Annotated in this window: 21 protein-coding genes; 14 read left to right on the top strand and 7 right to left on the bottom strand. The window is 37.4% G+C overall.

Going from position 1 to position 23763, the window contains the following annotated elements:
* The first annotated feature begins 35 nt into the window (after positions 1–35).
* The 9 genes from EGT49_RS07830 (at position 36) to EGT49_RS07785 (ending at position 8424) form a co-directional block, all read left to right on the top strand.
* On the top strand, positions 36–416 hold the full coding sequence (locus EGT49_RS07830; protein WP_135373170.1) for a hypothetical protein: 381 nt from the start codon (positions 36–38) through the stop codon (positions 414–416).
* A gap of 135 nt (positions 417–551) precedes the next feature.
* A complete protein-coding gene (locus EGT49_RS07825; protein ID WP_135373168.1) occupies positions 552–2006 on the top strand; it encodes an LCP family glycopolymer transferase in 1455 nt (484 codons plus the stop codon).
* A 208-nt stretch (positions 2007–2214) separates the two neighbouring features.
* On the top strand, positions 2215–4272 hold the full coding sequence (locus EGT49_RS07815) for an SLAP domain-containing protein (RefSeq protein ID WP_167849794.1): 2058 nt from the start codon (positions 2215–2217) through the stop codon (positions 4270–4272).
* 102 nt (positions 4273–4374) lie between these two features.
* Positions 4375–5679, top strand: a complete 1305-nt coding sequence (locus EGT49_RS07810) for a Y-family DNA polymerase (protein WP_135373165.1) — start codon at positions 4375–4377, stop codon at positions 5677–5679.
* Complete coding sequence (locus EGT49_RS07805; protein WP_135373163.1) at positions 5672–5992, top strand: acetyl-CoA carboxylase; 321 nt, start codon at positions 5672–5674, stop codon at positions 5990–5992. The genes EGT49_RS07810 and EGT49_RS07805 overlap by 8 nt, the downstream gene beginning before the upstream one ends.
* Positions 5985–6359 (top strand): hypothetical protein, encoded by a 375-nt coding sequence (locus EGT49_RS07800; protein WP_135373161.1) that lies wholly within the window; start codon positions 5985–5987, stop codon positions 6357–6359. The genes EGT49_RS07805 and EGT49_RS07800 overlap by 8 nt, the downstream gene beginning before the upstream one ends.
* A 127-nt stretch (positions 6360–6486) precedes the next feature.
* Positions 6487–6840: a type II toxin-antitoxin system RelE/ParE family toxin gene (locus tag EGT49_RS07795; protein ID WP_135373159.1), complete on the top strand. Its 354-nt coding sequence runs from the start codon at positions 6487–6489 to the stop codon at positions 6838–6840.
* A 27-nt stretch (positions 6841–6867) separates the two neighbouring features.
* Positions 6868–7149 carry a helix-turn-helix domain-containing protein gene (locus EGT49_RS07790; protein ID WP_135373157.1) on the top strand — a complete coding sequence of 94 codons (282 nt, stop codon included), beginning with the start codon at positions 6868–6870 and terminating at the stop codon, positions 7147–7149.
* A gap of 111 nt (positions 7150–7260) precedes the next feature.
* On the top strand, positions 7261–8424 hold the full coding sequence (locus EGT49_RS07785) for an AAA family ATPase (RefSeq protein WP_135373155.1): 1164 nt from the start codon (positions 7261–7263) through the stop codon (positions 8422–8424).
* A gap of 72 nt (positions 8425–8496) precedes the next feature.
* Here EGT49_RS07785 and EGT49_RS07780 read toward each other — a convergent pair whose 3' ends face one another.
* The 3 genes from EGT49_RS07780 to EGT49_RS07770 all read right to left on the bottom strand — a co-directional run bounded on the left by EGT49_RS07780 (position 8497) and on the right by EGT49_RS07770 (position 10337).
* Positions 8497–9303: a DUF1828 domain-containing protein gene (locus EGT49_RS07780; protein ID WP_135373153.1), complete on the bottom strand. Its 807-nt coding sequence runs from the start codon at positions 9301–9303 to the stop codon at positions 8497–8499.
* A 15-nt stretch (positions 9304–9318) separates the two neighbouring features.
* A complete protein-coding gene (locus EGT49_RS07775; protein ID WP_135373151.1) occupies positions 9319–9804 on the bottom strand; it encodes a DUF6978 family protein in 486 nt (161 codons plus the stop codon).
* A gap of 173 nt (positions 9805–9977) precedes the next feature.
* Positions 9978–10337 carry an ArsR/SmtB family transcription factor gene (locus EGT49_RS07770; RefSeq protein WP_135373149.1) on the bottom strand — a complete coding sequence of 120 codons (360 nt, stop codon included), beginning with the start codon at positions 10335–10337 and terminating at the stop codon, positions 9978–9980.
* Positions 10338–10457: 120 nt separating this feature from the next.
* On the opposite strand from EGT49_RS07770, the gene EGT49_RS07765 reads away from it, so the two are divergent.
* The 4 genes from EGT49_RS07765 to EGT49_RS07755 all read left to right on the top strand — a co-directional run bounded on the left by EGT49_RS07765 (position 10458) and on the right by EGT49_RS07755 (position 14793).
* Positions 10458–12371 (top strand): heavy metal translocating P-type ATPase, encoded by a 1914-nt coding sequence (locus tag EGT49_RS07765; RefSeq protein ID WP_135373147.1) that lies wholly within the window; start codon positions 10458–10460, stop codon positions 12369–12371.
* Positions 12372–12437: 66 nt separating this feature from the next.
* Entirely contained in the window at positions 12438–12584 is a 147-nt protein-coding gene (locus EGT49_RS12480) for a hypothetical protein (protein WP_167849793.1), read from the top strand.
* Between the two features lie 144 nt (positions 12585–12728).
* The gene (locus EGT49_RS07760) at positions 12729–14000 is read left to right on the top strand and encodes an ISL3 family transposase (RefSeq protein WP_135373188.1); all 1272 of its coding nucleotides are present in this window, start codon (positions 12729–12731) and stop codon (positions 13998–14000) included.
* Positions 14001–14199: 199 nt separating this feature from the next.
* Positions 14200–14793: a type IV toxin-antitoxin system AbiEi family antitoxin domain-containing protein gene (locus EGT49_RS07755; RefSeq protein ID WP_135373145.1), complete on the top strand. Its 594-nt coding sequence runs from the start codon at positions 14200–14202 to the stop codon at positions 14791–14793.
* 321 nt (positions 14794–15114) lie between these two features.
* Here EGT49_RS07755 and EGT49_RS07750 read toward each other — a convergent pair whose 3' ends face one another.
* Entirely contained in the window at positions 15115–15741 is a 627-nt protein-coding gene (locus EGT49_RS07750; protein ID WP_135373143.1) for a DUF47 domain-containing protein, read from the bottom strand.
* 12 nt (positions 15742–15753) lie between these two features.
* The gene (locus EGT49_RS07745; protein ID WP_135373186.1) at positions 15754–16731 is read right to left on the bottom strand and encodes an inorganic phosphate transporter; all 978 of its coding nucleotides are present in this window, start codon (positions 16729–16731) and stop codon (positions 15754–15756) included.
* Between the two features lie 728 nt (positions 16732–17459).
* On the opposite strand from EGT49_RS07745, the gene EGT49_RS07740 reads away from it, so the two are divergent.
* On the top strand, positions 17460–17942 hold the full coding sequence (locus EGT49_RS07740; protein ID WP_135373141.1) for a Panacea domain-containing protein: 483 nt from the start codon (positions 17460–17462) through the stop codon (positions 17940–17942).
* A 734-nt stretch (positions 17943–18676) separates the two neighbouring features.
* Here EGT49_RS07740 and EGT49_RS07735 read toward each other — a convergent pair.
* Together EGT49_RS07735 and EGT49_RS07730 are read right to left on the bottom strand one after the other, a co-directional pair.
* A complete protein-coding gene (locus tag EGT49_RS07735) occupies positions 18677–21811 on the bottom strand; it encodes an L-type lectin family protein (RefSeq protein ID WP_135373139.1) in 3135 nt (1044 codons plus the stop codon).
* Between the two features lie 470 nt (positions 21812–22281).
* Positions 22282–23592: an NCS2 family permease gene (locus EGT49_RS07730; protein WP_135373184.1), complete on the bottom strand. Its 1311-nt coding sequence runs from the start codon at positions 23590–23592 to the stop codon at positions 22282–22284.
* Positions 23593–23763 lie beyond the last annotated feature (171 nt).

The following is a 23763-nucleotide window of genomic DNA, read 5'->3' as shown; positions in this document are numbered from 1 at the left end:
TTATTACTTGAAGCATAAATTATGGAGGGTTGCTGATGCTAAAGGAAATAAGAATAGATAATCATTTTGAAAAAGTCACTATCAATGATTTCAGATTTGATATTGTTTACTTGTCGTTTAGCACACTTTCACCCTATTATGCATTGATCAATAATGTTAAATTTAGCAATGACAGCAACGGAAAAGTATTGATTGATAACGGATTTAACATGGGAACTAGGGATAATCGTTTTTGTTCGATGTTAGTTAAAGATGGTTTGGTTGATCGTCACAGTGTGGAACTTGTACAGCTATCAAAAGATGACGTGGTTAGAATTTCTGCTAATAAGTTGTTTGCCAATTATCTTGGTGCCTTAGAATATAGCGGTTTTAATTCAGTCCAACTTAAATTATTGTCAGCTGGAATTTCAATTTAAGCATACTTTCTTAAGTATGTTTTTTATTTTTGCTCAATCGCCGTAAACCCCTTGGTAAATATGATAAAATTTAGGTATTAAGGTAAAAATATATTTTTGAAATTAATTTTTGTTGTTTCAAAGAGGGGAATACAAATGCACAACAGACACAAAAAACATACGATTAGAAATGTCTTTTTGGTTATTTTAGCTTTTCTGGTTTTGGGGACGGCTGCTTATTCCATGACGCATTATCGTAGTGTTAAGGCTGCTATTAACAGTTCGTTTGCGCCTTCGGGTGTGGACAAGGATAGAAATGTTAGTTCTATCTTAGAAAAAAAGTCGCCAGTTTCGATCTTGTTGATGGGTACGCAAGATGACAAATCGGGGCGAAATTATTCTGGCAAAACTGATTCGATGATGGTTGTAACGATTAATCCTGAATCACGTAAAACTTCGATTGTTAATATCGACAGTGACACGAGTATCGTGGTTCCGGGCTATGAAGACAAGTCACCGGCAACGATTGGTACGGCTTATTCATTCGGTTCTGCTAAGACGGCGATTACAGCAGTTGAAAAATTATTGAATGTGCCGATCGATTTTTATGCGGTCGTCAACATGAATGGCTTGGATCAAGTAATTGACTCTGTTAAAGGGGTTAGTGTCACGCCATCGGAATCGTTCAAGTCGCAAGGCTACACGTTCACCAAAAATAAGCGGGTGCATATGGACAGTCAAAAGGCACTGGCCTATAGCAAGCGTGATAAGGATTCAGCAGTTCACCAGTTTGAAATTTTGTCCGCCATCTTACGTAAGAGTGATTCGTTTGCTTCGTTGATGAATCAGGATTTCTACAACGCATTGGCTAAGGAGACGCAAACTGATTTGACGTTTGATGATTTCCGCGCGCTGACGAAGAATTTCATCGACAATGACAATCAAATTTCTAAGATGCAACTGAAGGGGAAAACGGCTACGGTCGCTAAACAAGAAATGGAGATTGTTACTAAGTCCGATTTACAGGATGTGACTGATTTTCTACGGAATAGTTTGAATCTACGGGAGAAGAAGACTGGTTCGATTGCCTACAAGTCTGGCGAAGAGATCAAAGCTCCTAAGAAAAAGGCTAAGAAAAAGGAATCGAAGAAGAAGTCTGACAAGAAGAAATCTGAGAAAAAAGCTGAAACTGATACGAATGATACGACCGCTGACAGTAATGACACAACGGCTACGGATAACACGACTAACAATTCAGCCAATACAACTACGGGAACTAATAGTAACAGTGGTACTAATTCTACTAGTGGTACAACTAGTTCTAACTCTAATTCCTATTCTGGTTCATCGAGTGGTTCGACGGGTTCAACTTGGAGACCATCAAATTCTGGTTCAAACTCTTCATATAATACTGGTAATTCTGGTAGTAGTTCATCATCAAATAATTACTACGGTGGTGGCTCATCAAGTGGCTCAAGTTCATCAACTGGTAGCAGTAGTGGTAGTAGCACTGGTTCTTCTACTGGAACAACTGGTGGCGAAACTTCTGAAGGAACTTCCTCCGGTGAAGAATCTGGTTCAATTGGTAATGGCTACGATTATAGTGAATAAAAAATTGCTTTCTGACTTTGGTCGGAAGGCTTTTTTGTTTGGCAGTTTAGGAAAAAAGTTATATCCCGCTCTCTAACTGAAACGAGTTACACAAGCTAGGCTTGTTCCACTTTCTGCAAGACGAAGGGTACAATACAATTCTAATTATCATCCACATATTATTGGCGGGATTAAGATTGACCGTGAAGATAATGAAAGGATGATAAATGTGCTATTGAATAAAAAGTGTTTATATTTAGGAGTAACTTTATTTTCCGCAATGATTTTAACGACATTGCCCACGCAAAATGTGAAGGCGGCTACGACTAGTGATGGTAGTTCGACTGTGACGACTGCGCCTACTAGTTCGACGACTGCCACGAAACCAACAACGACCGGAACGACTACTCAGCCAACGACAAATACAACTACTGGGACAGTTCAGCCAACTACTTCAACAGCGCCTACGACTGGGACAACATCAACTAGTGGGACAACTGCTACAACAAGTACAACCACGACTGGTACGACAAGCTCGACAACCGGTACTACTAATCCGACAACGACCACAAGTACGGCTCCAACGACTGGAACTAGTACAACTACCGCTACACAGCCGACGACTAGCACCACACCTGTGACGACGACTACCAGCGATACGCCAGTTACTATCGTGGATCCAACCCTAGAAGCTATGGTCAAAAATAGTTTAGGTTTATCTAGCAGCCAAGCCATCACGCAAGGAGATTTCCAGAATTATGGCAGTAACGGACAGACTGAATTTGATTTGTTGGAGACGGAATACCTTGATCAAACTAATCCATCAATCACTGATCAACAAGACACACCGATTGAAAGTCTCTCTGGTTTGCAAGCACTCACTTACATTCCTAAGGATATTCCTATCAATGTTCAATTGAAGCTGGCTTCCGATGCTCAATCAAATCCTGATTTGACACCACTAGATAATGTACCATTACACAGTTTGACTTTGGATGGCAATTTCAGTGATCCAAGTGCCAAAGAAATTTCTACTTCTCAACTGACCAACTTGGATATTTCTAGTGCCTATAATGTTGAACTGACAGGTGACTCATCACTCCCAACTAATGCCGGAATAACTCAATCTGAATTGAATCAAATTGCTCCTTGGTTAGTCAGCTTCGCTAATAATGGCGGTTCTTACAACGTTATAGCGCTGAATAACGGTTCTATTTCTGATTTATCACCACTATCTGGCATCAATCGTGACCGTTACGTTGCCGTGATGTTCAATAATAATCAAGTGACAAGTACTTCGCCAGTTTACGCTACAACTGATGATCCAGCTGGTTTGACCTTTACCGCTGAACTTTTGAAAGGCCTTGATGGTGAAGATTTGTCATCACAATATCACTTCACTTCAACGGTCGATTCACCAGTAGATGATGATTTGACTCATGTCAGTGGAAGTACTTATAATATCGCTAATCCAAATGAAGCAGCGACAACTTTGACTTATGGCGTTATTGGCAATGCGAATAGCACTAACACTGATTCCATGATTGTGAAGAATTATGGTGACTCGACTTTAAGTTATAGCGGAACTACTTCTCAACCTTTGATTTGGAGAACTGCTACAGCAACGCCTGCGACAAGTACGACTGATCAAAATGTTTCAGGTGGAACAACGACGACTACCGCAACAATCAATATCACACCAACTGTTCCTACCGTTACAACGGTTCAAGTTCAACAAGGTATCGTCAGAACTCATGATCAAGTCACTCAATTGGTCAACTCACTTGGGCAAAGGATTCCGGCTGAATTAGCTCCAAATACGGCTTGGTATTACAACAAGATTGTTGCCATCAACGGTCAAAACTATTATCAAGTAGCTACTGATGAATATTTGCCAGTTTCGAATTCATTTGTCTTCACACCGGAGACAAGTAAAACTGTGATCGATACAAATAGCGTGACACCAATTTATAATTCTGAAGGACAAAGAGTTGATGCTAGTCTTTCAGCCCATACGAATTGGTTGACGGATGGTGTTTCGACTATCAACGGCACCAAGATGTATCGAGTCGCCACTGACGAATGGGTACCGGTCAACTCAGTCAGTTTGGAAAATACTTATCCGACAGTTTACAAGACTACTTCACAAACACCACTTTATTCTGCTACTGGGAAGTTGTTGCCATATAGCTTGAAGGCTGGCACGGCTTGGAAGGTCGATGAAAAAGTTGTCATTGGCGGTGTAACTTATTATCGGGTCGCTACCGATGAATTTGTGAAGGCTTAAAAATTAATTATTGCGCATCTTTTTTAGGGTGCGTTTTTTTGTTCTTGAAAATTAGAACGTATGTTCGTATAATGAGGATATGAACAAAAAGAGGGTGAGCCGATGGAGTATGATTATGCAAATGAACCGCGTGGAGTGTACTTCTTGATTGATAACAAGTCGTTTTATGCCAGTGTTGAAGCGACTTTGCGTGGTTTGAATCCTCTAAAAGTTATCTTAGTGGTAATGAGTGAGCAAGAAAACACTAACGGTGGTTTGATTTTGGCGACTTCACCGATGGCTAAGAAACTGTTTCACTTGAAAGCTAATGTTTCGAGACAACGTGATTTGCCACAAGATCCGCGATTAATTGTTGTTCCACCGCGGATGAATCTCTACATTAAACGTAATTTACAAATAAACAGCATTTTTCATGAGTTTGCGGCTGAAAGTGATGTCTGGCCGTATTCGATTGATGAGTCGATTATTGATATGACTAAGTCGTGGCAGCTGTTTGGAAACTCACCAAGAGAAGTCGCCCGCTTGATTCAACGTACCGTTCGCAAACGTTTGGGACTGTATACCACGGTCGGGATTGGGGATAATCCAGTTCAAGCCAAAATTGCCTTGGACATTTACGCCAAGCACGACCCGGAGTTGATGGGTGAGATTCACTACAGCACGGTGCGGGAGAAGATTTGGTCGATTCAGGAGCTGACCGATGTCTGGAGTATCGCTAAACGGACGGCTAAACGTTTGAACTCGTTGGGAATCCACAATATGTATGAGTTAGCACACACTAACCCGTTTTACTTATCGGAAAAATTAGGCTTGATTGGCGAACAATTATTTGCCATCGCTTGGGGTGTTGACCGCACTAAACTTGATGAGGATATCACGCCTAAAAACCGAAGTATCGGCAATTCCCAGGTTCTACCGCGAGATTACATTTTCCAAAGTGAGATTGAGACGGTTATCAAAGAGATGGGACAACAGGTCGCTTCTCGTTTACGGCATCATCACAAATTAGCTGGGAGTCTAGCTTTGGGTGTTGGTTTTTCCTTCAAAGATAGTGAGAACGGGATGAGTGGTTTCAATGTTGCCAGTAATTTGCCACCGACTGACAACGATAAAGAGATTTGTCGGGTACTGTTGACGATGTTTCGAACACATTGGCAAGGGCAGTCAGTTAGAAATTTAGCAATTTATTCGTCTAAATTAACTGATAAAACATTTCAACAGTTAGATTTCTTCAATCCTGTCGTACAACAATGTCAAAAAGAGGATTGTCTGAACGTTATCGACCAAATTCGCTCTAGATATGGCTTCAACTCGATTGTTTATGCCAATAGTCTCTTAAAAGGTGGTACGGCAATCAATCGTTCCACCTTAGTTGGTGGTCACAATGGTGGCAACGCCTATGAATGATGATTTAAAAATCATCTTGGAACGGATCGAATTAAACTTCAAGCGCCGCCCGCAAACGGAGTACTATTTGCAAGTTGTCAACGATACTTATGATTGTACGTACAATTTTTTTATCAACATTCAACCAAAGAACAGACGTCGCCATTCAATCCCGCTACACACAGTCACAAATTATAAATTATCATATTTAGAAAAAATAATTTCTAAAATATTATCAAAATATCATTTTACAATCATGTATGATGGTTTCATCGGTCTGAGATGGCCTTACAAGCAAGAATTGATCCAAAGGAGACGACATTTTGATGAGTAAAAACGCAACTGATTCCCAAACAGTTAAAATATTTTTTGACCGTTATTACCACGACCGCGGCAAAATGAAATGGCAAGGCTTCTATTTGTCCGATCACACGGCCGCCTTAAAAAAAGCTGATAAAAAACTCAAGCATGAAAACAATTTACGTCCTAAGCAGACGATTGAAGAAATCACCAAGCTATTGATGCAATCATATTCTTACAATCAAATCGTCAAAGTCCAATTGAATACCTTTGACACTAATCACCAAGTAGCTGACGATTTAGTAGGTGAAGTAGTTGGGCACGATGAGAATAAATTTTATCTTGATAATCAAAAGACTTTTCACTTAGGTGAGGTACGTAATGTTTCGGTATTGGTTTAATATTTTTACTTTTTGATAGCATATGTGATATCATTAGAGCATGAAATTTGCAAAATGATTAGAATATTTTCGCCAATATTTTCGTAATTATTCATGTAGCAATTTTAATGATGGCGAGGATGTTTTAATGAAAGAATACCGTTGTACTTTTAATTTTTGTGATTGGAAAGAATTTGAAAAATATTTAGATAGTTTAGAAAATGATGATGCTGCAAGTCTTCTAGCGAAAATTAGTAAAATTGAGGAATATGGAATTATTATTTCTTTAAAAGAGAAATGGATAAAAAGAATTGCAGGCTTTGATGGACTATATGAAATTAGATCAAGACATGGAAATAATATTCAAAGGGTTATATATTTTTCCATAGGAAATAATGATTATATGGTTACTCATGGATTTACTAAAAAGAGTCAAAAGGTACCATTAAAAGAAATTAAAAAGGCACAGTTAAGAAAGCAAAAATATTTTGAAAGTATATAAATATATATAATACGAGGAGATATGAATATGACAGAAATTGACAATTATATAAAAGAAAGAAAAAGTAGAAGTACTGAATTTGAAGAAAAGTACAACGAATATTCAAAGCGTTTAGATGTTGCCGTAGCTGTCAGACAATTGCGAGATTCTTTACATATGACACAGCGGGAATTTGCTGAAGTGGTGGGCAAACCGCAATCGACGATTGGTAGAATTGAGACTGGTCGTTTCAATGTTTCTTGGGATGTCTTGAACGATATTGCCCAATCTACTGATACTAAATTGGAAATAAAATATGTGAAAAAATAGGACACTCTATAGAATATAAACGAAATATACGTTTATAAAATAGATAAGTTCTCATAAAAATGGTATATTCATATTACATAAACAGGATATACGATTTTTGTGGAGGATATTATGGAATTATTGCGATTTAAAATTGATGGCTTAAAATTATATGAAAATAATCAACTTGATTTTGATTTTGTGGCTTCTCAAAGGGCAACGGATGGTAATTCAGATAGTTTAAATAATATTTTCAATCGTATTTATACCCATAATGTTTTATCAATTGTCGGAATAAATGCTGTAGGTAAAACTACCACTTTGCGAATGATATCTGAGATCATTAATACTTATGTTTCTGGGAAAGCTTTAAGTGATAAGGATGTTTTTATTGGAACGGATTTTAAGTTTACCGTGTATTTGTTCGATGAAATATTGGATAAAATTTTTAAAATTGAATCGAATGTTAAAAACATAAAGAGTCAATTAACCTTTGAAACGGAAAATGTTTATGAAAAGGGAGTAAGCGGTGTAAATAAAAAGAATATTTTTGAATTTAATGAGAATAACCTAATTTTAACTAGAGAATCGGTAGATTCCTCGTTGCTTCCGGATAATTATTCTGTTTTTAGAAAAATAATTAATGACTCGGAACATAAATCAAAAATAAAAACGGAATTTTATTATGATGGATATTTTTCTGCAAATTATTTGTTAGAACAAAAATATGTATCACCTGAAATTATGAGATATTTGGATCCAAGTATTGAAAAATTTGAAGTTATTGACGATGGAAGTGATGTGGAAAGTATTGATAAGAAACAATTTGTTTTGAAATTTTACGGTAGTCCGGCAATAAAGATAACTGAGGTTTCTGATTTAAAGCGTTATTTTTCTGCTGGGACGTTAAAAGGTATTAGTTTATTTACAGTGGCAGAATTAATTATTGAGAGTGGATCAACTTTGTTAGTTGATGAAATCGAGAATCATTTCAATAAAGCCATTGTTAGAACTTTAATTGACATGTTTCGCAATGAAAAGACCAATAGGAAACATGCGACATTGATCTTTACAACTCATTATCCAGAATTACTTGATATGTTTGATCGAAATGACGATATTTATGTAGCCAGACGAGAAGGGAAAATGACTGTGGATAATTTAGCCAAATTACTAAATCGAAATGACTTGAAACGTAGTGAAGTGTTTGAAAGTAATTATTTAGGTGGGACGGCTCCGAGTTATGATTTAATGATGTCTTTGAAAAAAACTTTTGAGAATAGGTTTGGAAAGTAATGTGTTTTCCGAGTTGAGTAATTGTAAAAAAAGGGTCACACTAATAGATTCAGTTAGTGTGGCCCTTTTTTATCAAGCAGTAATTTCAAAATTTTTCTTAAAATCTGCTTTATTTTCAAAAGAAATAACATTTATATTGTGTTGGATCAAATTTTCTTTAAACCGTTCAGATTTAGAATCCATACTTTGAACAATAATATTGAAAGATGTATTGTTGCCAATGTTTTGATTACGATAATTTTCTGTATCTAACCAAATGCCCATAATCATTTCAGTAGTGGTTTTATTTAAAGTAGTATAAAGCTTGGTCCATTTACTTATCTTTAATTGAGGTCTAAAAACAAAATCCAAATCGTAGATAAGATTTGATTTACCCTTAACTGAAAGGCCTAAATCAACACTAAAGTTTTCCTTGTTTTGTGCAATATATTCTAATACATCATCTTTAAAAATGCTTCTAGTGTTATTTCTATTGCTATAAGCTAAGTCGGATATTTTGATTACACTGTCAAGTACATCATTAATTGCTTGTGCAATACTTTCACGAGATGAAACAGTTTTGTATATATCAAAGGTGTTATTTGATTTTGTTTGATTCATATTCAAAATATTCTTTATTAAGTTTAATCTTGTTGATCCCTTTTTTGTTATGTTTATTCCTCGTGATTCGAGATTCCATATTGTGTATCCTTGATCAGAGATAGTATATGTCGAATCAAAATTTGAAATTATAAGTAATGATATTTCATCACTAAACGGATCGATGAAAGGGGTATTAAATCTAATTTTCTGACCGTCTAAAGGAATAAATCTAGATTGATCTTTTATAGATTGTAACCATTCATTAGCTATTTTTGTGGAATCAAAATTATCTGACATCTACTAGACCTCCTCTCAAAGTTCTGTGTTTAAAATATTATTTTTTTCAAAAGTGATACTTCTATGATCCTTAACGTTAGTATAGTTAAAAATGTCTTCCAATGCATCAAAAAAGTCATTACTATTTCTAAAATTCTTGTATGGTAATGAGTAAGCTTTTATTTGGGTAACACCATCATTTTTAGCTATAAATTCATCTTTAGAAAAAATTTCAACTCTGTTTCCTCGAATAACGCCATCGGAATTTTTATGGAACTTGCTGTCTAAATTTATTCGAACTAAAGTGTGATTTGTGACGGCATCATAAAAATTTAAGTGAATATTGTCTATCGCATACATAAAGGACAGAAAAAAATAATGATCATTTCCATTAAGTTTACCTACGATTTTTATCTTGCCTTTAAGACCTTCATTTAAAATAAATTTTTGCTTTGTAAGAGTTAATTTTAATAAATCTATCAATTTTTGTGCTTCTTCGTCAGTTAATTTTAAAGTATCCATTAATTGCTCATCTCACTTTTTATTTGTAAATGAAAGAATATAAGGATTCTGTGCTCAAAAGAAGTATACCAAAGAAAATGGGGTGAGCGTACGGTTACAAGTATGAAATTAATAAAAAAGAACTCCTTAATAATTGTTAATTAAAATAATTTCAATCATTAAGGAGTCCTTTTTTAGTAGTCATTATCGTCTTCAATAATGTGCTCTTTAGTCTGGTTAAAAATGGTAATAATGTGTTGATCACTCAAACGATAGTGAATGTTGCGGCCGCGTCTGGCGTTGGAGACGAGGTTTAGTTGTTTTAGAATACTCAACTGATGGGAAATTGATGACTGGCTCATGTCTAAAGTGTCAGCAATTTCACCCACGCTCAAAGGGGTTTGTGCTAGAGCCAAAATAATTTTCACTCTTGTCATATCGCCGAATGCTTTAAAAATATTGACCATGGCTTCTAAGTCTTGGTCGTCGGGGAGACTCTGTTTTAAACTGTGTAATGCCTTTTGATGGGCGATTTCAAAATTTTCTTCTGACATTAATTGATCCTCTTACTGAAATAGGTTGCAATCTGATACTTTATTATATTATAATTCATATATGAATGAATGCTCATATATTCAGATGAACATGTAAGCCTTTTCAAGGAGGATGAAATAATGAAATCTTACGATGTCCAAACTGAGATTAAAACTAAAAAAACGGTTAAAAAATTTAAAAATGAACTCTCGAATGAAACTAAAGGGATAATTATTCGGTTGCTGATTTCCTTTATTTTATTGCTATTGGGGTCAGGAGAGTGGTTTGCTCCAAGTATCAGTGTCACTATGTTAGTGATTGCTTACTTAGTTATCGGAGCCAGAATTGTTTTCCAAGCCGTCAAAAATATTTTGCATGGGGAAATTTTCGATGAGAACTTCTTGATGAGTATTGCGACCATCGGGGCCATCGTTCTCAAGCAGTATCCCGAAGCAATCGCGGTCATGTTGTTCTACGAGTTGGGCAACGTTTTCGAGGATATCGCCGTCAACAAATCCAAGCGCTCAATTTCCGCTTTGATGGAAGTGAAGCCGACGACTGCCACGTTAGTACTTGGTCACCAAAACAAGGTCGTTGATCCGAATGTGGTTCAAATTGGCGAAGAAATTTTGGTTAAACCGGGCGAAAAAATTCCGCTTGATGGGACAGTTGTCCTAGGAAATTCTGCGGTCGACACTTCAGCTTTGACGGGGGAATCGATGCCGCAGACTTTAGGAGTTGGCGATGTTGCTTTGAGTGGTTCAATCAACCAAACGGGGACTTTGCGTATCAAGGTAACCAAAGAATACAGTGATTCGACGGTCGCTAAAATTTTGGATTTGGTTGAAAATGCCAGCAGTAAAAAGGCTGACACAGAAAAATTTATTACTAAGTTTGCCAAAATTTATACACCGATCGTGGTAGCCTTGGCAGTCGCTTTAGCAATTATTCCTTCACTTGTGACGAGTGATTGGAACACTTGGATTTACCGGGCACTAATTTTCCTAGTAATTTCTTGTCCTTGTGCCTTGGTCATTTCGGTGCCACTCAGTTTCTTCGGCGGTATCGGGGCAGCCTCCAAGCAGGGGATTTTGGTCAAGGGGGGTAACTACTTAGAAGCCTTGAATGCGGTCGACACGGTGGCTTTTGACAAGACGGGAACGCTGACAAAAGGGCAATTCTCAGTCATTGAAACTAATCCGGTCGGTGTATCAAGTGATAAATTACTTCAAATCGCCGCCAGTGTGGAAAAGAATTCGACGCATCCGATTGCTAATTCGATTCAAAAGGCTTTCCATGGCAAACTGCTGCAAGTCGCAAATGCCAAGGAACAAGCTGGCCACGGTTTGACTGCTCAATTAGATGGGCAAGCTGTTATCGTCGGCAACCTCAAGGCCATGCAGCAAGCACAGATTTCTGTAAAGGAGCCGCAAACTGTTGGGACAGTAGTCTACGTTGCTTCAGCAGGTCAATTTTTGGGTAGTATCGTGATTGCGGATGTGGAAAAAGCTGATGCAAAAAAAGCTATCCAGCTATTGAACAATCGTGGTATTCACAACAATGTCATGTTAACTGGGGATAACGAAATTGTCGGGAAGTCGATGGCCAACAAATTAGGCATGAGTAGTGTTTATTCCGGTCTTTTACCAGAGAATAAAGTCGAAATTGTGCAAGACTTGTTGAAAACTTCTCATCAAAAGAACAAAAAAGTTGCTTTTGTCGGTGACGGAATTAACGACACGCCTGTTTTGACCACAGCTGATATCGGATTTGCCATGGGTGGCTTAGGATCAGACGCCGCCGTTGAAGCGGCTGACATTGTTATCATGGGGGATGAACCCTCCAAAGTTTCTAAAGCGCTAAAGATTGCCAAAAAGACTCGCCGGATCGTGATCGAAAACATTTCTTTTGCTTTGATCGTGAAGATCTTATTCCTATTGTTAGGAGCTTTTGGTTTAGTCGATATGTGGCAAGCTGTGTTCGCTGACGTGGGTGTGACAATCATCGCAGTTTTGAATGCCATCAGATTACAGCTGATTAATTTTGATAACTAAGAAACCATTTTGGTTTCTTTTTTTTGTACAATTAGCTACACTGAAGAAAAAATAAGGTGGAAGATTGTGGATAAAGAAGATTTTGATGTTCAAATAGACGAGATTGCCAAAAAGCGGCTTAAGCATCATCTTGAAAATAAAACTAGTCTTATTGATCAAAAGGATGTTTTGGGTGACGCATTAGATAAGATAAAAATTGAGGTTGTACGATAAATAGAGTTGATAGGCATTTTGCCATCAACTCTATTTTTGTATACCATTTATTAGTAATACTCTTTAAGAACATCAAAAAAGACACCACTCATGTCCTTTAGATGTTCGACCCTCTACAGCTTCACAATGAAAGGAATTTGAATGATGCCCCTAACAGATAATTCTATACGAAATGCTTTAGAAATTAAAGACAAGAATATTGTATTCACTGATGACTCCACTTTTATGAATGTACATGGAACTATGTCTTTAGTTTATTTTGCGAAACTTACTAAAGACGTTGATCGTTGTGTTAATTGTGGCCTTACAGGCCACGTAATTAAAGATGGATTCAATAAAAATATGATAATAGCTCCATCACTATCTTTACGACCAACTTTTATTCGATTATATCGTCAAAAATATATATGTAAGTCCTGTGGTTCAATTTTTGTAGCTAAAACCAACTATGTTTGGGATTGTTGTCAAATTGCGCAGCCGGTCAGACAGATAATTCTGTCTGAGGCTGCTCACAATGCATCTCTTAAAGACATTGGTAGACGTTTTAATGTCTCGGATAAGACCGTTCAACGAATCATTGATGAGGAAGCCAAACTACATAAAAAAAGACATACAGAGTCTCTACCTAAGCACATGGCTTTTGACGAGTTCATGGCGACAGATAAATTGAGCTTTATTTGGTTAGATAGTAATGATCATCGAACTGGAGATATTTTGCCTAGAAGAACTTCTTATCAAATTAAACAATATTTTGAAAGCTTCTCTTTAAAGGCTAGAAAACAAGTACGAACTATCTCTTTAGACTTAAATGCCGGTTATATTAATCTCGTTCCAAAATTATTTCCTAAGGCAAGAATTGTTGTTGATAGGTTTCACATCGTTCAAATGGCTAATCGTTCTCTTAACTCTTCAAGGATTAAGGTAATGAAGACCATGCCTAAACGCAGTAAAGAATATCTATTCATGAAACGAGACTGGAAGAAATTCTTGGAATCATTCGATTCCATCGAAAAGATAACACCCAAGTACCAATACAGCGTAAATTACTATGAAACGGATTTAAATTTAATTACAAAATGTTTGGATTTGGACGAAGGCTTTGCCAAGTCCTATGAAGTTTATCAAGATATCTTAAAGGCTATTGAAACAAGTGACGTTGAATTAATGAATGACGCAATACTTGATTATCATTCACTAAACACGCCAATGGATACAACCATGAAATCACTAAGAAAATATCGAAAACAGGTACTAAACGCTCTACACTTCGATTACTCCAATGGATTTTTAGAGGGAACCATTGGAAGGATAAAGAAAATAAAAAATGGTGCATACGGTTATCGAAACTGGACTAACTTTATTAAACGGATTGATCTTCAAATCTTTTGGCTTAGAGCAAGCTCTTCAGCCCAATAAAAAAGCAGCTAGACCAATTACGGTCTAACTGCTTATGCGAACTGCCATCAACTTGATTTGACGAACAGCCAAAATTGATAAAGATGACGGTTGGGAATAAATTTTGAATTTGTTCCTATTTTTTTAAAACAAAATGTTCTATTTACACATCAATTCATAATAAAATGATGTGTAAATAGAACAATAAGGTGGTGTTAGAGTGAGAATAAAATATCAAGCAAAAGAATTGTTAGAGAAGTATGATGGACTTTTTACTTCTAAACAAGCATTTTCAGAAGGGATAACATCTTCCATATTAAGTAGGATGGTAAAAGTGCAACTACTTGAAAGAGTCGGACCGGGAATTTATATGGATCCAAATATTTTTGAAGATGAATTTTTTATAGCTCAATTACGATTAAAAAAGGGAATATTTTATAAAGAAACAGCTCTGTACTTATATAACATGACTGATAGAACACCAAATTATATGGAAATGAATTTTCCCAGAGGATATAAATCTAACTTTTTTGATGATTTGCAAATCAAACCTTATCGACAAATAAAATCACTTTATAATTTAGGTATTAAAACAATACAAACACCATACGGAAATCAAGTTAGAACGTATAATTTAGAACGAACGTTATGTGATATCGTGCGCTCACCACATGAAGCACAGAAAGAAATTATTGGTGCAGCATTTCGAACCTATGTTGAAAGAAATGATAGAGATTTAAATAAGCTATTGTATTATGCAAAAGAATTGAAAGTTGAAAGAAAAATCAAAACTTATTTAGGAGTACTGTTATGAAAAATAGATTCAATAATGCCGTGCAGATGAAATCTTATATCGAGTAACAATAAAATAAAGATTATTGATTTGAAGTATTCCAAACAATGTTGCTTTTTAATCGTTGATTAATTTTTTACATTTTCCATTGGACTTACAAGTGAGGTAGCATAGGTATTAGTAGAGGGATTGTAACATTTGAATTTTATTGTAACAAAGGCATGTTACAAAAAGAATATGATGTTACAATCCCGATATTGGAGATAATATAAAAAAATTTAACTATAATATGATTCAAAAAAAGCTATCCTAATTGGAAAATACCAATCAAGATAGCTTTTTTTAACTGTTTTTAATAACCAAACCGGTAATAACGTCGGCGCAATCTTCGCAGGCGTCGAGGACTCTTTCGAAACCGCCGTAGACTTTTTGCCAGCGGATGACGTCGATGGGATCGATGTCTTTTTCTCTAAAGAGGATGCTCAATTGTTCGGTGTAAAGGTTGTCGCCAAGGGATTCAATGTGGTTAGCTTGGTCGACGTTTTTGGCTAGAGATTTGGAATTCTTAAAATGTGAGAATTCACGAACGGAATATTGAACTGCTTCAACAGCTTCAACGATTAGATCCATGAATTCGTCGGTTCCTGGTCGCATTTCTTTTAAATCCAAATAGTGGAACTCATAGGTCAAACCGTTGATGCCATCGATAATGTTGTCTAATTTATCGACTAATTGAACGATGTCTTCACGGTCGATTGGGGTGATGAAGGCGATGTAGAGTTCGTGCATGATTTCTTTAACGTCGTCGTCACCATCGGTTTCAATTTTATTGATGATCTTGCTTTGTTCGCTTAATTTATCGGTGTCAAAATCTTTGATGATTTCATTTAATAAGTTACTGGATTTCAGGGCGTCGTCTGCTAGATGTTCCATTGCCCCGAAAAAGTCGAATTTCTGTTTACGTGCCATAATATTTTCCCCCTAGAATATTGCCATGAATAGTTTTGCCATGAAGTAGGCGATCAGTCCACAACCTGGGAAAGTTAAGACCCAAGCTAGCACCATATCGCGCACGACTGACCAATCTACTGAGGAAAGTCGTTTGGCAGCGCCTGCTCCCATGATTGCGGTTGTTTTGGTATGGGTCGTTGAAACGGGAATTCCAAATAATGAGGAAAAAAATAGCGTGATGGCTGCACTCAAATCTGCGGAAAATCCCTGATATTTCTCCAACTTAACCATGTCCATCCCGACTGACTTGATGATGCGCATGCCGCCGACCGAAGTTCCAACTCCCATCGTGACTGAGCAGAGCACCATGACCCAGATGGGAATCGTGAAGCCACCACCGGTTTTGCCGACGAGTCCGTTGTAATAAAGTGTCAACATGAACACACCCATGAATTTCTGTCCGTCCTGTGCCCCGTGGAGAAACGCCATCGCCATAGCACTGATAGCCTGCCCAAAGGTGAAAATTTTATTAGCGGTAATACGATTTACATACTGGAAAATTAAAATAATTATCTTGGTTATTATGTAACCGCCACCTAGTCCAAAAACCGTGGAAACGACCAAGCCAATGATAACTTTCCACCATTCGCCCGCATTGACAGCACCCAGTCCACCCAAGGCCATGGCAGCCCCGGTCAACCCGGCAATCAAAGCGTGAGATTCACTAGTTGGAATTCCGAACCACCAAGCAGCGACGGCCCAAGTCACGATAGCAAAAAGTGAAGCCGCTAAAGCAATCTGGCTAGCGTTACCGGCCCCCTCAAAACTAACGATATTACTGATAGTTTCGGCAACTTGAGCGTTGAACATGGTCATCACCAGAGCCCCCAAAAAGTTCATCACGACGGCAATGTAAATTGCAATATTCGGCCGCAAAACCCGAGTCGAAACTGCAGTCGCAATGGCGTTTGGCGCGTCAGTCCAACCATTGACAAAGACGACTGCCATAACTAGCACAATCGTCACAATCAAAGCAATATTCAAAATGACACCTTCTTTTTATTCTTAAATTAAAATCCTTATAAGATTATGATAGCGTATTCACAAAGCTGTGTCTGTAATAATTTTTAAAAGATTGTTTTTGGAGAAATGATAATTATTTTTGTGTAGGTTCCTTAGTTAGGGGAGTGGTATGTTCACGTCTTCCACTCGGCGCTGTATGGTCTGGAACGCTCTGGGCACGACTTGAAGCCTTTTCAAGCCCGGAAAAGTCTTCAAGATCGGCCTTATTCTAAGCAATAAATTGCTAAGAATAATTTCAGGGCTGAGACCATACAGCGCTGTCGCTCCAGACTGGATTGATATCCTACTGTTTTTTTATTCTTAGTATTTTTAGGGATGGAAGTTATATTTTCTTTTTTTGCATTTGTTACTTTAAAAAAGTAAAATCATTTTCATTGCATCACGAACACATGTTCTGATAAACTATGAACCATAGGAGGTATTTAGGGATATTGTAGGTCAATGTTTAAAAGAGTTTGAATTGACTTGTAAAATTAAACCGCATTGTATTTAATGATTAATACTCGCCAATGATTAATGCTTTTCATTAAAGGGAATAAAAATTGAAGTTGTAATTTGTATATTAAAAAGTATAAAATGATGCAAGTTGTAAACATAAAGATGATACAATTTACATAGGGTATAAATGAATTGTTGATTGGAGGAATTCAATTATGGAGGAAAAGAATCTTATTAATTTAACTTCTCAAGAAATAGCAAATTGGTTTTTAAGTCAAGCCAGTATGTCACCCAAGAAATTACAAAAGATGCTTTATTATGCTTATTCTTGGGTTTTAACACTTACAAATGATTCTTCTGATTGTATTGAAAATAGACTTTTTAAAGATAATTTTGAAGCATGGGCTCATGGACCAGTATTGATGGATATTTATCAGGAATATAAGGATAATGGCTATAATAATATTCCTAAGTATGAAGGTAATGTTGTAGAGTTGCCTGATGAGATTGATGATATATTAAACCAAGTGATGGAAGTTTATGGAAAATATACGGCGGATCAACTGGAAAGCATTACTCATCAAGAATCACCTTGGATTAATGTTCGGCATGGATTATCACCACTCGAATCATCTAACAATATAATAAGTGATCAAGATATTTTCTCTTGTTACATTCAAAGGGTATCTGAAGATTAAATCATCAAAGAAAAGGAAACTTAAAAATACCGTAAGTCCTCAAAAGAATGTTAAAAGCCATTTTGATTTTTCCAACACACATGAAAATGTCAGTGTTGAATTCTCTCCCTATACAAATTGGATGAAGTCTATTAGTTTCAACAAGAAATTTAATAATTTTTATAAAAATTCAAATGAAGCTTGTTTTGTTGCCTATACGTTATTAAGTGAATTGATTCCCTTCTTGAAAGAACACGGAAATGAAATAGTAGCGAATGGATATAGGCATTGTCATGTTCTGAAGGGGAAGGAAAGGGAACTTGCAAGGGAGATAAATAAATAAAATTGATTTAGATCCAGATGAAAATATTTGGGAAATTGCTATTAATAATAATGGTGGATTAAGAATTTATGTTGGCTTACTAAATTATGATAATAGTCTTTATTTCTATCCATTATTTATAGATCTACATCATTTGATTTATAAGAATGAAAGATTTGGTTTCGAAGCTAAAAAATATCAATTAAGCTTTGAAGATGTTATAAAAGAAAATAGAAAATAGTAAATAAAAAATGTTTTATTTGGTAGATTTAAGAATAATTAAAAGCTCTCATCCGTTTAACTGTGGATGAGAGCTTTTTTGTATTAAGGGGAGTCGAATTAAAAATGTTTTGGCGTTCAAGTCATTTCCCAGAATTGTCGTGGAGGACGGCAATCAACCACTCCTCAATATAAGGAAAGAACTATTCAAATCTTATTCAATACTCTCAGTCAAATCCCAATAAACTGTACCTTGATAATCGCCAGCAATTGGCAGACTTTGAGCTTTCAATAAAATACCGTTGTTCTCGTTCCATTGATCAGAAATATCGACGACTTGGTAGCTTTGGTTGCTGCTTTTGGCAATCTGGGGATTGTTGCTTAGAGCGGTGGCCAAATTATTTTTATCGACAAAATCCATCGAAAGGTCGGACTTATTGCCGGAAGTTGCGTAATTTAGATTATCGGCATAAGCATTGAGTTTCCAGCTGGCTTTGTAGCTCGTCACGTCAAGGTCCCAGTCGCCAGTACGTTCGATATACCCCGGTGTGAAAGTCTTCGGGTCGATAGTTTCGAAACGGTAGTTGTTGAAGTTTAATTCTAAGGCTTTGGACAAGATTTTTAAGTTGAAACTTTCAGTGTTAGTCTTTCGCCCATATGGATCAGTGAAGTAGACTGATACAACACTCGTATCTTGGTTTGTCGGTAGTTTCAGGTCATTACCGGTTAAGTCAAAACTCATATCAAAAGCTTGATTTTGAGCGGTAATTGGACTGTCGATCTTTAAATTGATTGGCGTTTGTGAATCGACTTGGAAGACACCAATCAATTGGTGATTATCTAGTGTGTACTTACTACCATAGTCAAAATCAATTGGGAAGTGAATGTGACCAGTTGGCCCAAGTACGGTCAATTCGTTTGATTTGGCGGTAATGGTAGGGCTGAGTTTAGGAACGTTGACGATAACAGTTGCTGAGGCTTCAGCAAAATCACCATCGGAAACGGTGATCGTTACTTCATTTTTACCTTCTTTGAGGACATTTTCTTCAGGTGAATTCTTCAAAAAGTCACTTAGAGTCTGATCTAGTGGTTGTTCGTAGGCGATAGGGTTGAGTGAGTAATCAATTACTTTATCGTGAGCCATCGTCTGGGTGATTTTATGAATTGTCCCGTCAGAATTTTTAATTTCGTAAGTTTTCGTGGCATTTTTTGCTCTAAAGTCAGTGTCGTCAGAGTATTTGTAATTGCCGCTGATTTTAACAGGCTTATTGTCGGTCACATTGATAACTGTTTCATCAGGAGTAAGCACTAACTCACTATCAGTTACCGTAATATCATAAGTAACCGTATGGGAAACTAACCCTTGACTGTCGGCAAGACGCACTTTGATTTTGTACGTTCCCGGTTCAAGCATCCCAGCTGGAATCGCTAGTGAATAATCGTCAGTTTCAGCATCCAAAGTACTAGGGACGTTCCAAGAGCTGTGCAACTTGGTATCAATGCCATTCTCGTCAAAAATCTGCCCGTAAGCAGTCAAATCGTCGCCCGTGAACTTGCTGGACATCAAATACTTAGCCGAACCGTCAAGCGTGAAATCCGCATCCTTTTTGACCGTCTGTTTCTGCGTTTCTTCAGTCGGAGTAATTTGCAGTTTTTCGTTGGTAATGTAAAAGCCATAGCTCATGACATCATCGTTATAGTAATCACTCTTGTAAGATGTGTGCTCGGGGGCGACTTTGGTGCGCTTCAAAACGTTGCTAGTCGGGGCATTGGCGGTTCCGTAAATCGTAACTTTGACACCGGTACTATTCTTCGATAAAGCACCCAGATCCAGACTCAAGGTCTGCACCGATTCGCCATTGTTATTCTTGGTCGTCGTCAACTGCGAAGCACTGATATAAGTCGTGCTATTCGGGTCGTCAGCGTAAGTGATCTCACCGATGCGATTATTTTCATCGTTTTGATAGAGAACATTTTGTGGCAGCTGCATTTGGGCAGTAATATTGCCAGTCCCAGTAATCCCCGAGTGGAACTGCAGGTCATAAGTGAATGCCAACTCATCGCCATCACCAACCGTATAATCATTGTCACTACCACTAGTCCCAGAACGTTTATCCAAATCCTTGATAGAACGTTCTTGAGTGACATCGAAAAGACTGTTAATAGAGGTAACATCGATAACTGAAGGAATTCTTTCCATAATAATTGCATTAGAACCAGGTTCACTGTTAGGAGAACCGGTCGAACTAGTAAAGCCCCAACGAACCTTCGTTTCACCGGCTGGCAAGTTGAATTTAGTTAAGTCGATTGCAATCGAGTCAGCGTCATTTTTAGGACGTTTATCCCAAGTCGTATAAGGCTTAACAGAACCATCAGTTAAACGGTCGTTGAAGACATAACTGATATAACCAATGTTTTTGTTATTCTCATCGGGCTTATAACTAAATGAGAAGTGATGCCAACCATCTCTAGCAGTATCTGATGCGTTGTAACCGGAAATAACGACATTTTGAATTACATTCTTATGGCGCATTCCATAAAAATAGTGAACTATTTCCATGTATTTTTCATATGTACTTTTATCGCCGGGATAAGACCAAGCAACGTGCTGGCCTTTAGCCTCGGAAACGTTATGAATGTCAAAAAGTCCATCGAAAAGATCATCGACACCTTTGTCATTGAATTCATCTGGGGTACTCGTTGCACTAGAAGCATTTCGGAAAGCGTCAAACTCCAAGGCAAAGCTGTTTTGAATAGCTTTGCCTGCAAGATCTGCTGTATTTCCAACAGTAGAAGCATGTTTGTCAGTACCAGTACCGCCATATACCCCTAAAGATTCTCCTTCAGCGGGTAAATTAATCTCGGGGTCTAGCCAACTTATTAGACCGCCTCTCTTATAATAACGTGCAATAGAGTTGATGCCATTTGCATCGTTTTGCAAAACTAAGGCAATCCCATCACTACTGACATTGGCTTTAGGACCAACATAGATCCAACCGGAGATTGTTTGCTCCTTAGATATATCAAAGTAGTTGTAATCAGAACCATCAGGGGCAACCATTCGTCCCCAAATAGCAGATGCTTGATCATCCCCATCAGTCATTTGAATAACGTCAGTAGGACTCTTGTCTCCGGCAGGCAAAATCTTCACCGGATTAGCGACAGTTTTAGAACCACTATAAGAAGTAGGGTACTCAAAAAGGTCTCCTAACTTCATACCATTGGGAGCTGATTTTAGAACTTCATCGTATGTAGGTACAGCTTGAACTAAAGTAGGTGGAGCAAACCAACTCCACGTCAAAAAAATCATGGCGAAAAGCAAAGCACGGCAAATTTTTTTCCAATACATAATACATTCCCCTTAAAATATCGTTTATGAGCGTTATGTAACCGATAACATAATCATACAATAAATGCAAGATATTTGCCAAAAAAATAATGATTTGCGAACATCAAATCATTTTTATCTGTATACACAAAAAAGGTGAATCAGAATCAAAAGATCCCAATCCACCAAAGAATTTTTATATTTATGTGACTTAAATGAATAGAAGGTACTAAACGAATAAAAGAAAGGTTCCATCAAGCTTATTAAGCAAATAAAACTTAGAATCACAATAGAGTCTGGAGCGACAGTCCTGGGAAATGCTCAGCCGTGAAATTTACTTAATGCTTTAGCATTTAGTAAAAGGGTGAGCTTGAAGACAATTTTCGGTTTTGAAATTGGCTCCAAGTCGCCCCACAGCGTTCCAGTCATTTCCCAGGACTGTCGCGGAAGATGTCAATCAACCACCATCCATCATAAGGAAAGAACTATCCCTATTTTCCAGGCAAAATATTAATAATATAAAGCAAGATAACAAAGACCACGAACAGAATATACATCACAGGCTTAACTTCCTTACCACGTCCAGCAGCCCACATAGTTAATGGGTAGAACAAGATACCGAAAGCGAAACCGTAAGAAATATTGTAAGTCAGCGGCATACCAACAATCGTCAAGAAAGCAGGCATGGCAATTTCAAACTTGCTCCAATCAATTTGTTTCATAGATTGGGCCATCAAAATACCAACGATGATCAAAACTGGAGCCGTGATATTAGTAGTAACGATAGTCAAAAGTGGTGAGAAGAACATTGCTAAAGCAAACATCACGCTGACTGTTAGAGAGGTTAAACCAGTTCTACCACCAACAGCGATACCAGCGGATGATTCAACGAAAGCAGCTGTTGGCGTTGTACCCATCACAGCACCACCAACCATAGAGATAGAATCAGCCATCAAAGCTTTACCGATTCTAGGCATCTTATTGTCCTTCATAAAACCAGCTTGTTCAGCTAAACCAATCAGAGTACCAGCTGTATCAAAGAAAGCAACTAATAAGAAGACTAAAACAACTGCCCATAATTGTGGATTAGCTAGGTCAGGTAAGTGAGCGATTCCGACCCCAAAAGTAGGCTTCATACTTGGAATAGTTGAAATGATTTCTTTAGGTAAAGGAATTAATTTGGTTACCAAACCGACGATAGTTGAAAGAATCATCCCGATAAAGATTGAACCAGGGACTTTTTTAGCCATCAATAAACCAGTGACAACTAAACCAAAAATAGTTAACCAAGTTGTAGGAACTGTGAGTGAACCCATTGCAACTAAAGTTGATTTACTGCTGACAACTAAGCCACCACCTTGCAAACCAACAAAGGCGATGAATAAACCAATACCTGAAGCCATTGCTAACTTCAAGTCGTGTGGAATTGAGTCGATAACGATCTCACGCAATTTAACGATGGAAATGATCAAGAAAAGAATACTGGACATGAAAACACCAGCCATGGCAGTTTGCCAAGGAATACCCATTGCTAAAACGACTGAGTAAGTAAAGAACGCATTGTCACCAAGACCTGGTGCGATAGCGATTGGATAGTTGGCTAGAAGTGCCATTAAAACTGAACCTAAAATAGCTGAAAGAGCAGTGGCCGTGAAGACAGCACCCTTGTCCATACCAGCGACCCCGAGAACTTGCGGATTGACGAAGAGAATGTAGGCCATTGAAACAAACGTCGTTAGACCAGCCATAATTTCACGTCTAACCGTTGTTTGAGCTTCTTTGAGATGGAATAGTTTCTCCATAAAGCTTAAATTTGATGATTCCACGATATAACCCCCTAGGATTTTTTCTACAAATAAGAGTATAACAGATATTACAGAAAAAGACGATTATTTTTCTTGTGAAATTAAATATTGTTCGTATTTTATGAAGTGTCACGCAAATTTAGACTCATGATGGATAATAATTTACCC

The sequence above is a fragment of the Companilactobacillus suantsaicola genome, assembly GCF_004745525.1.
GTDB lineage: Bacteria > Bacillota > Bacilli > Lactobacillales > Lactobacillaceae > Companilactobacillus > Companilactobacillus suantsaicola.
Note: the sequence above shows the minus strand (reverse complement) of the source record. Positions and strands in the feature narration are given on the sequence as shown.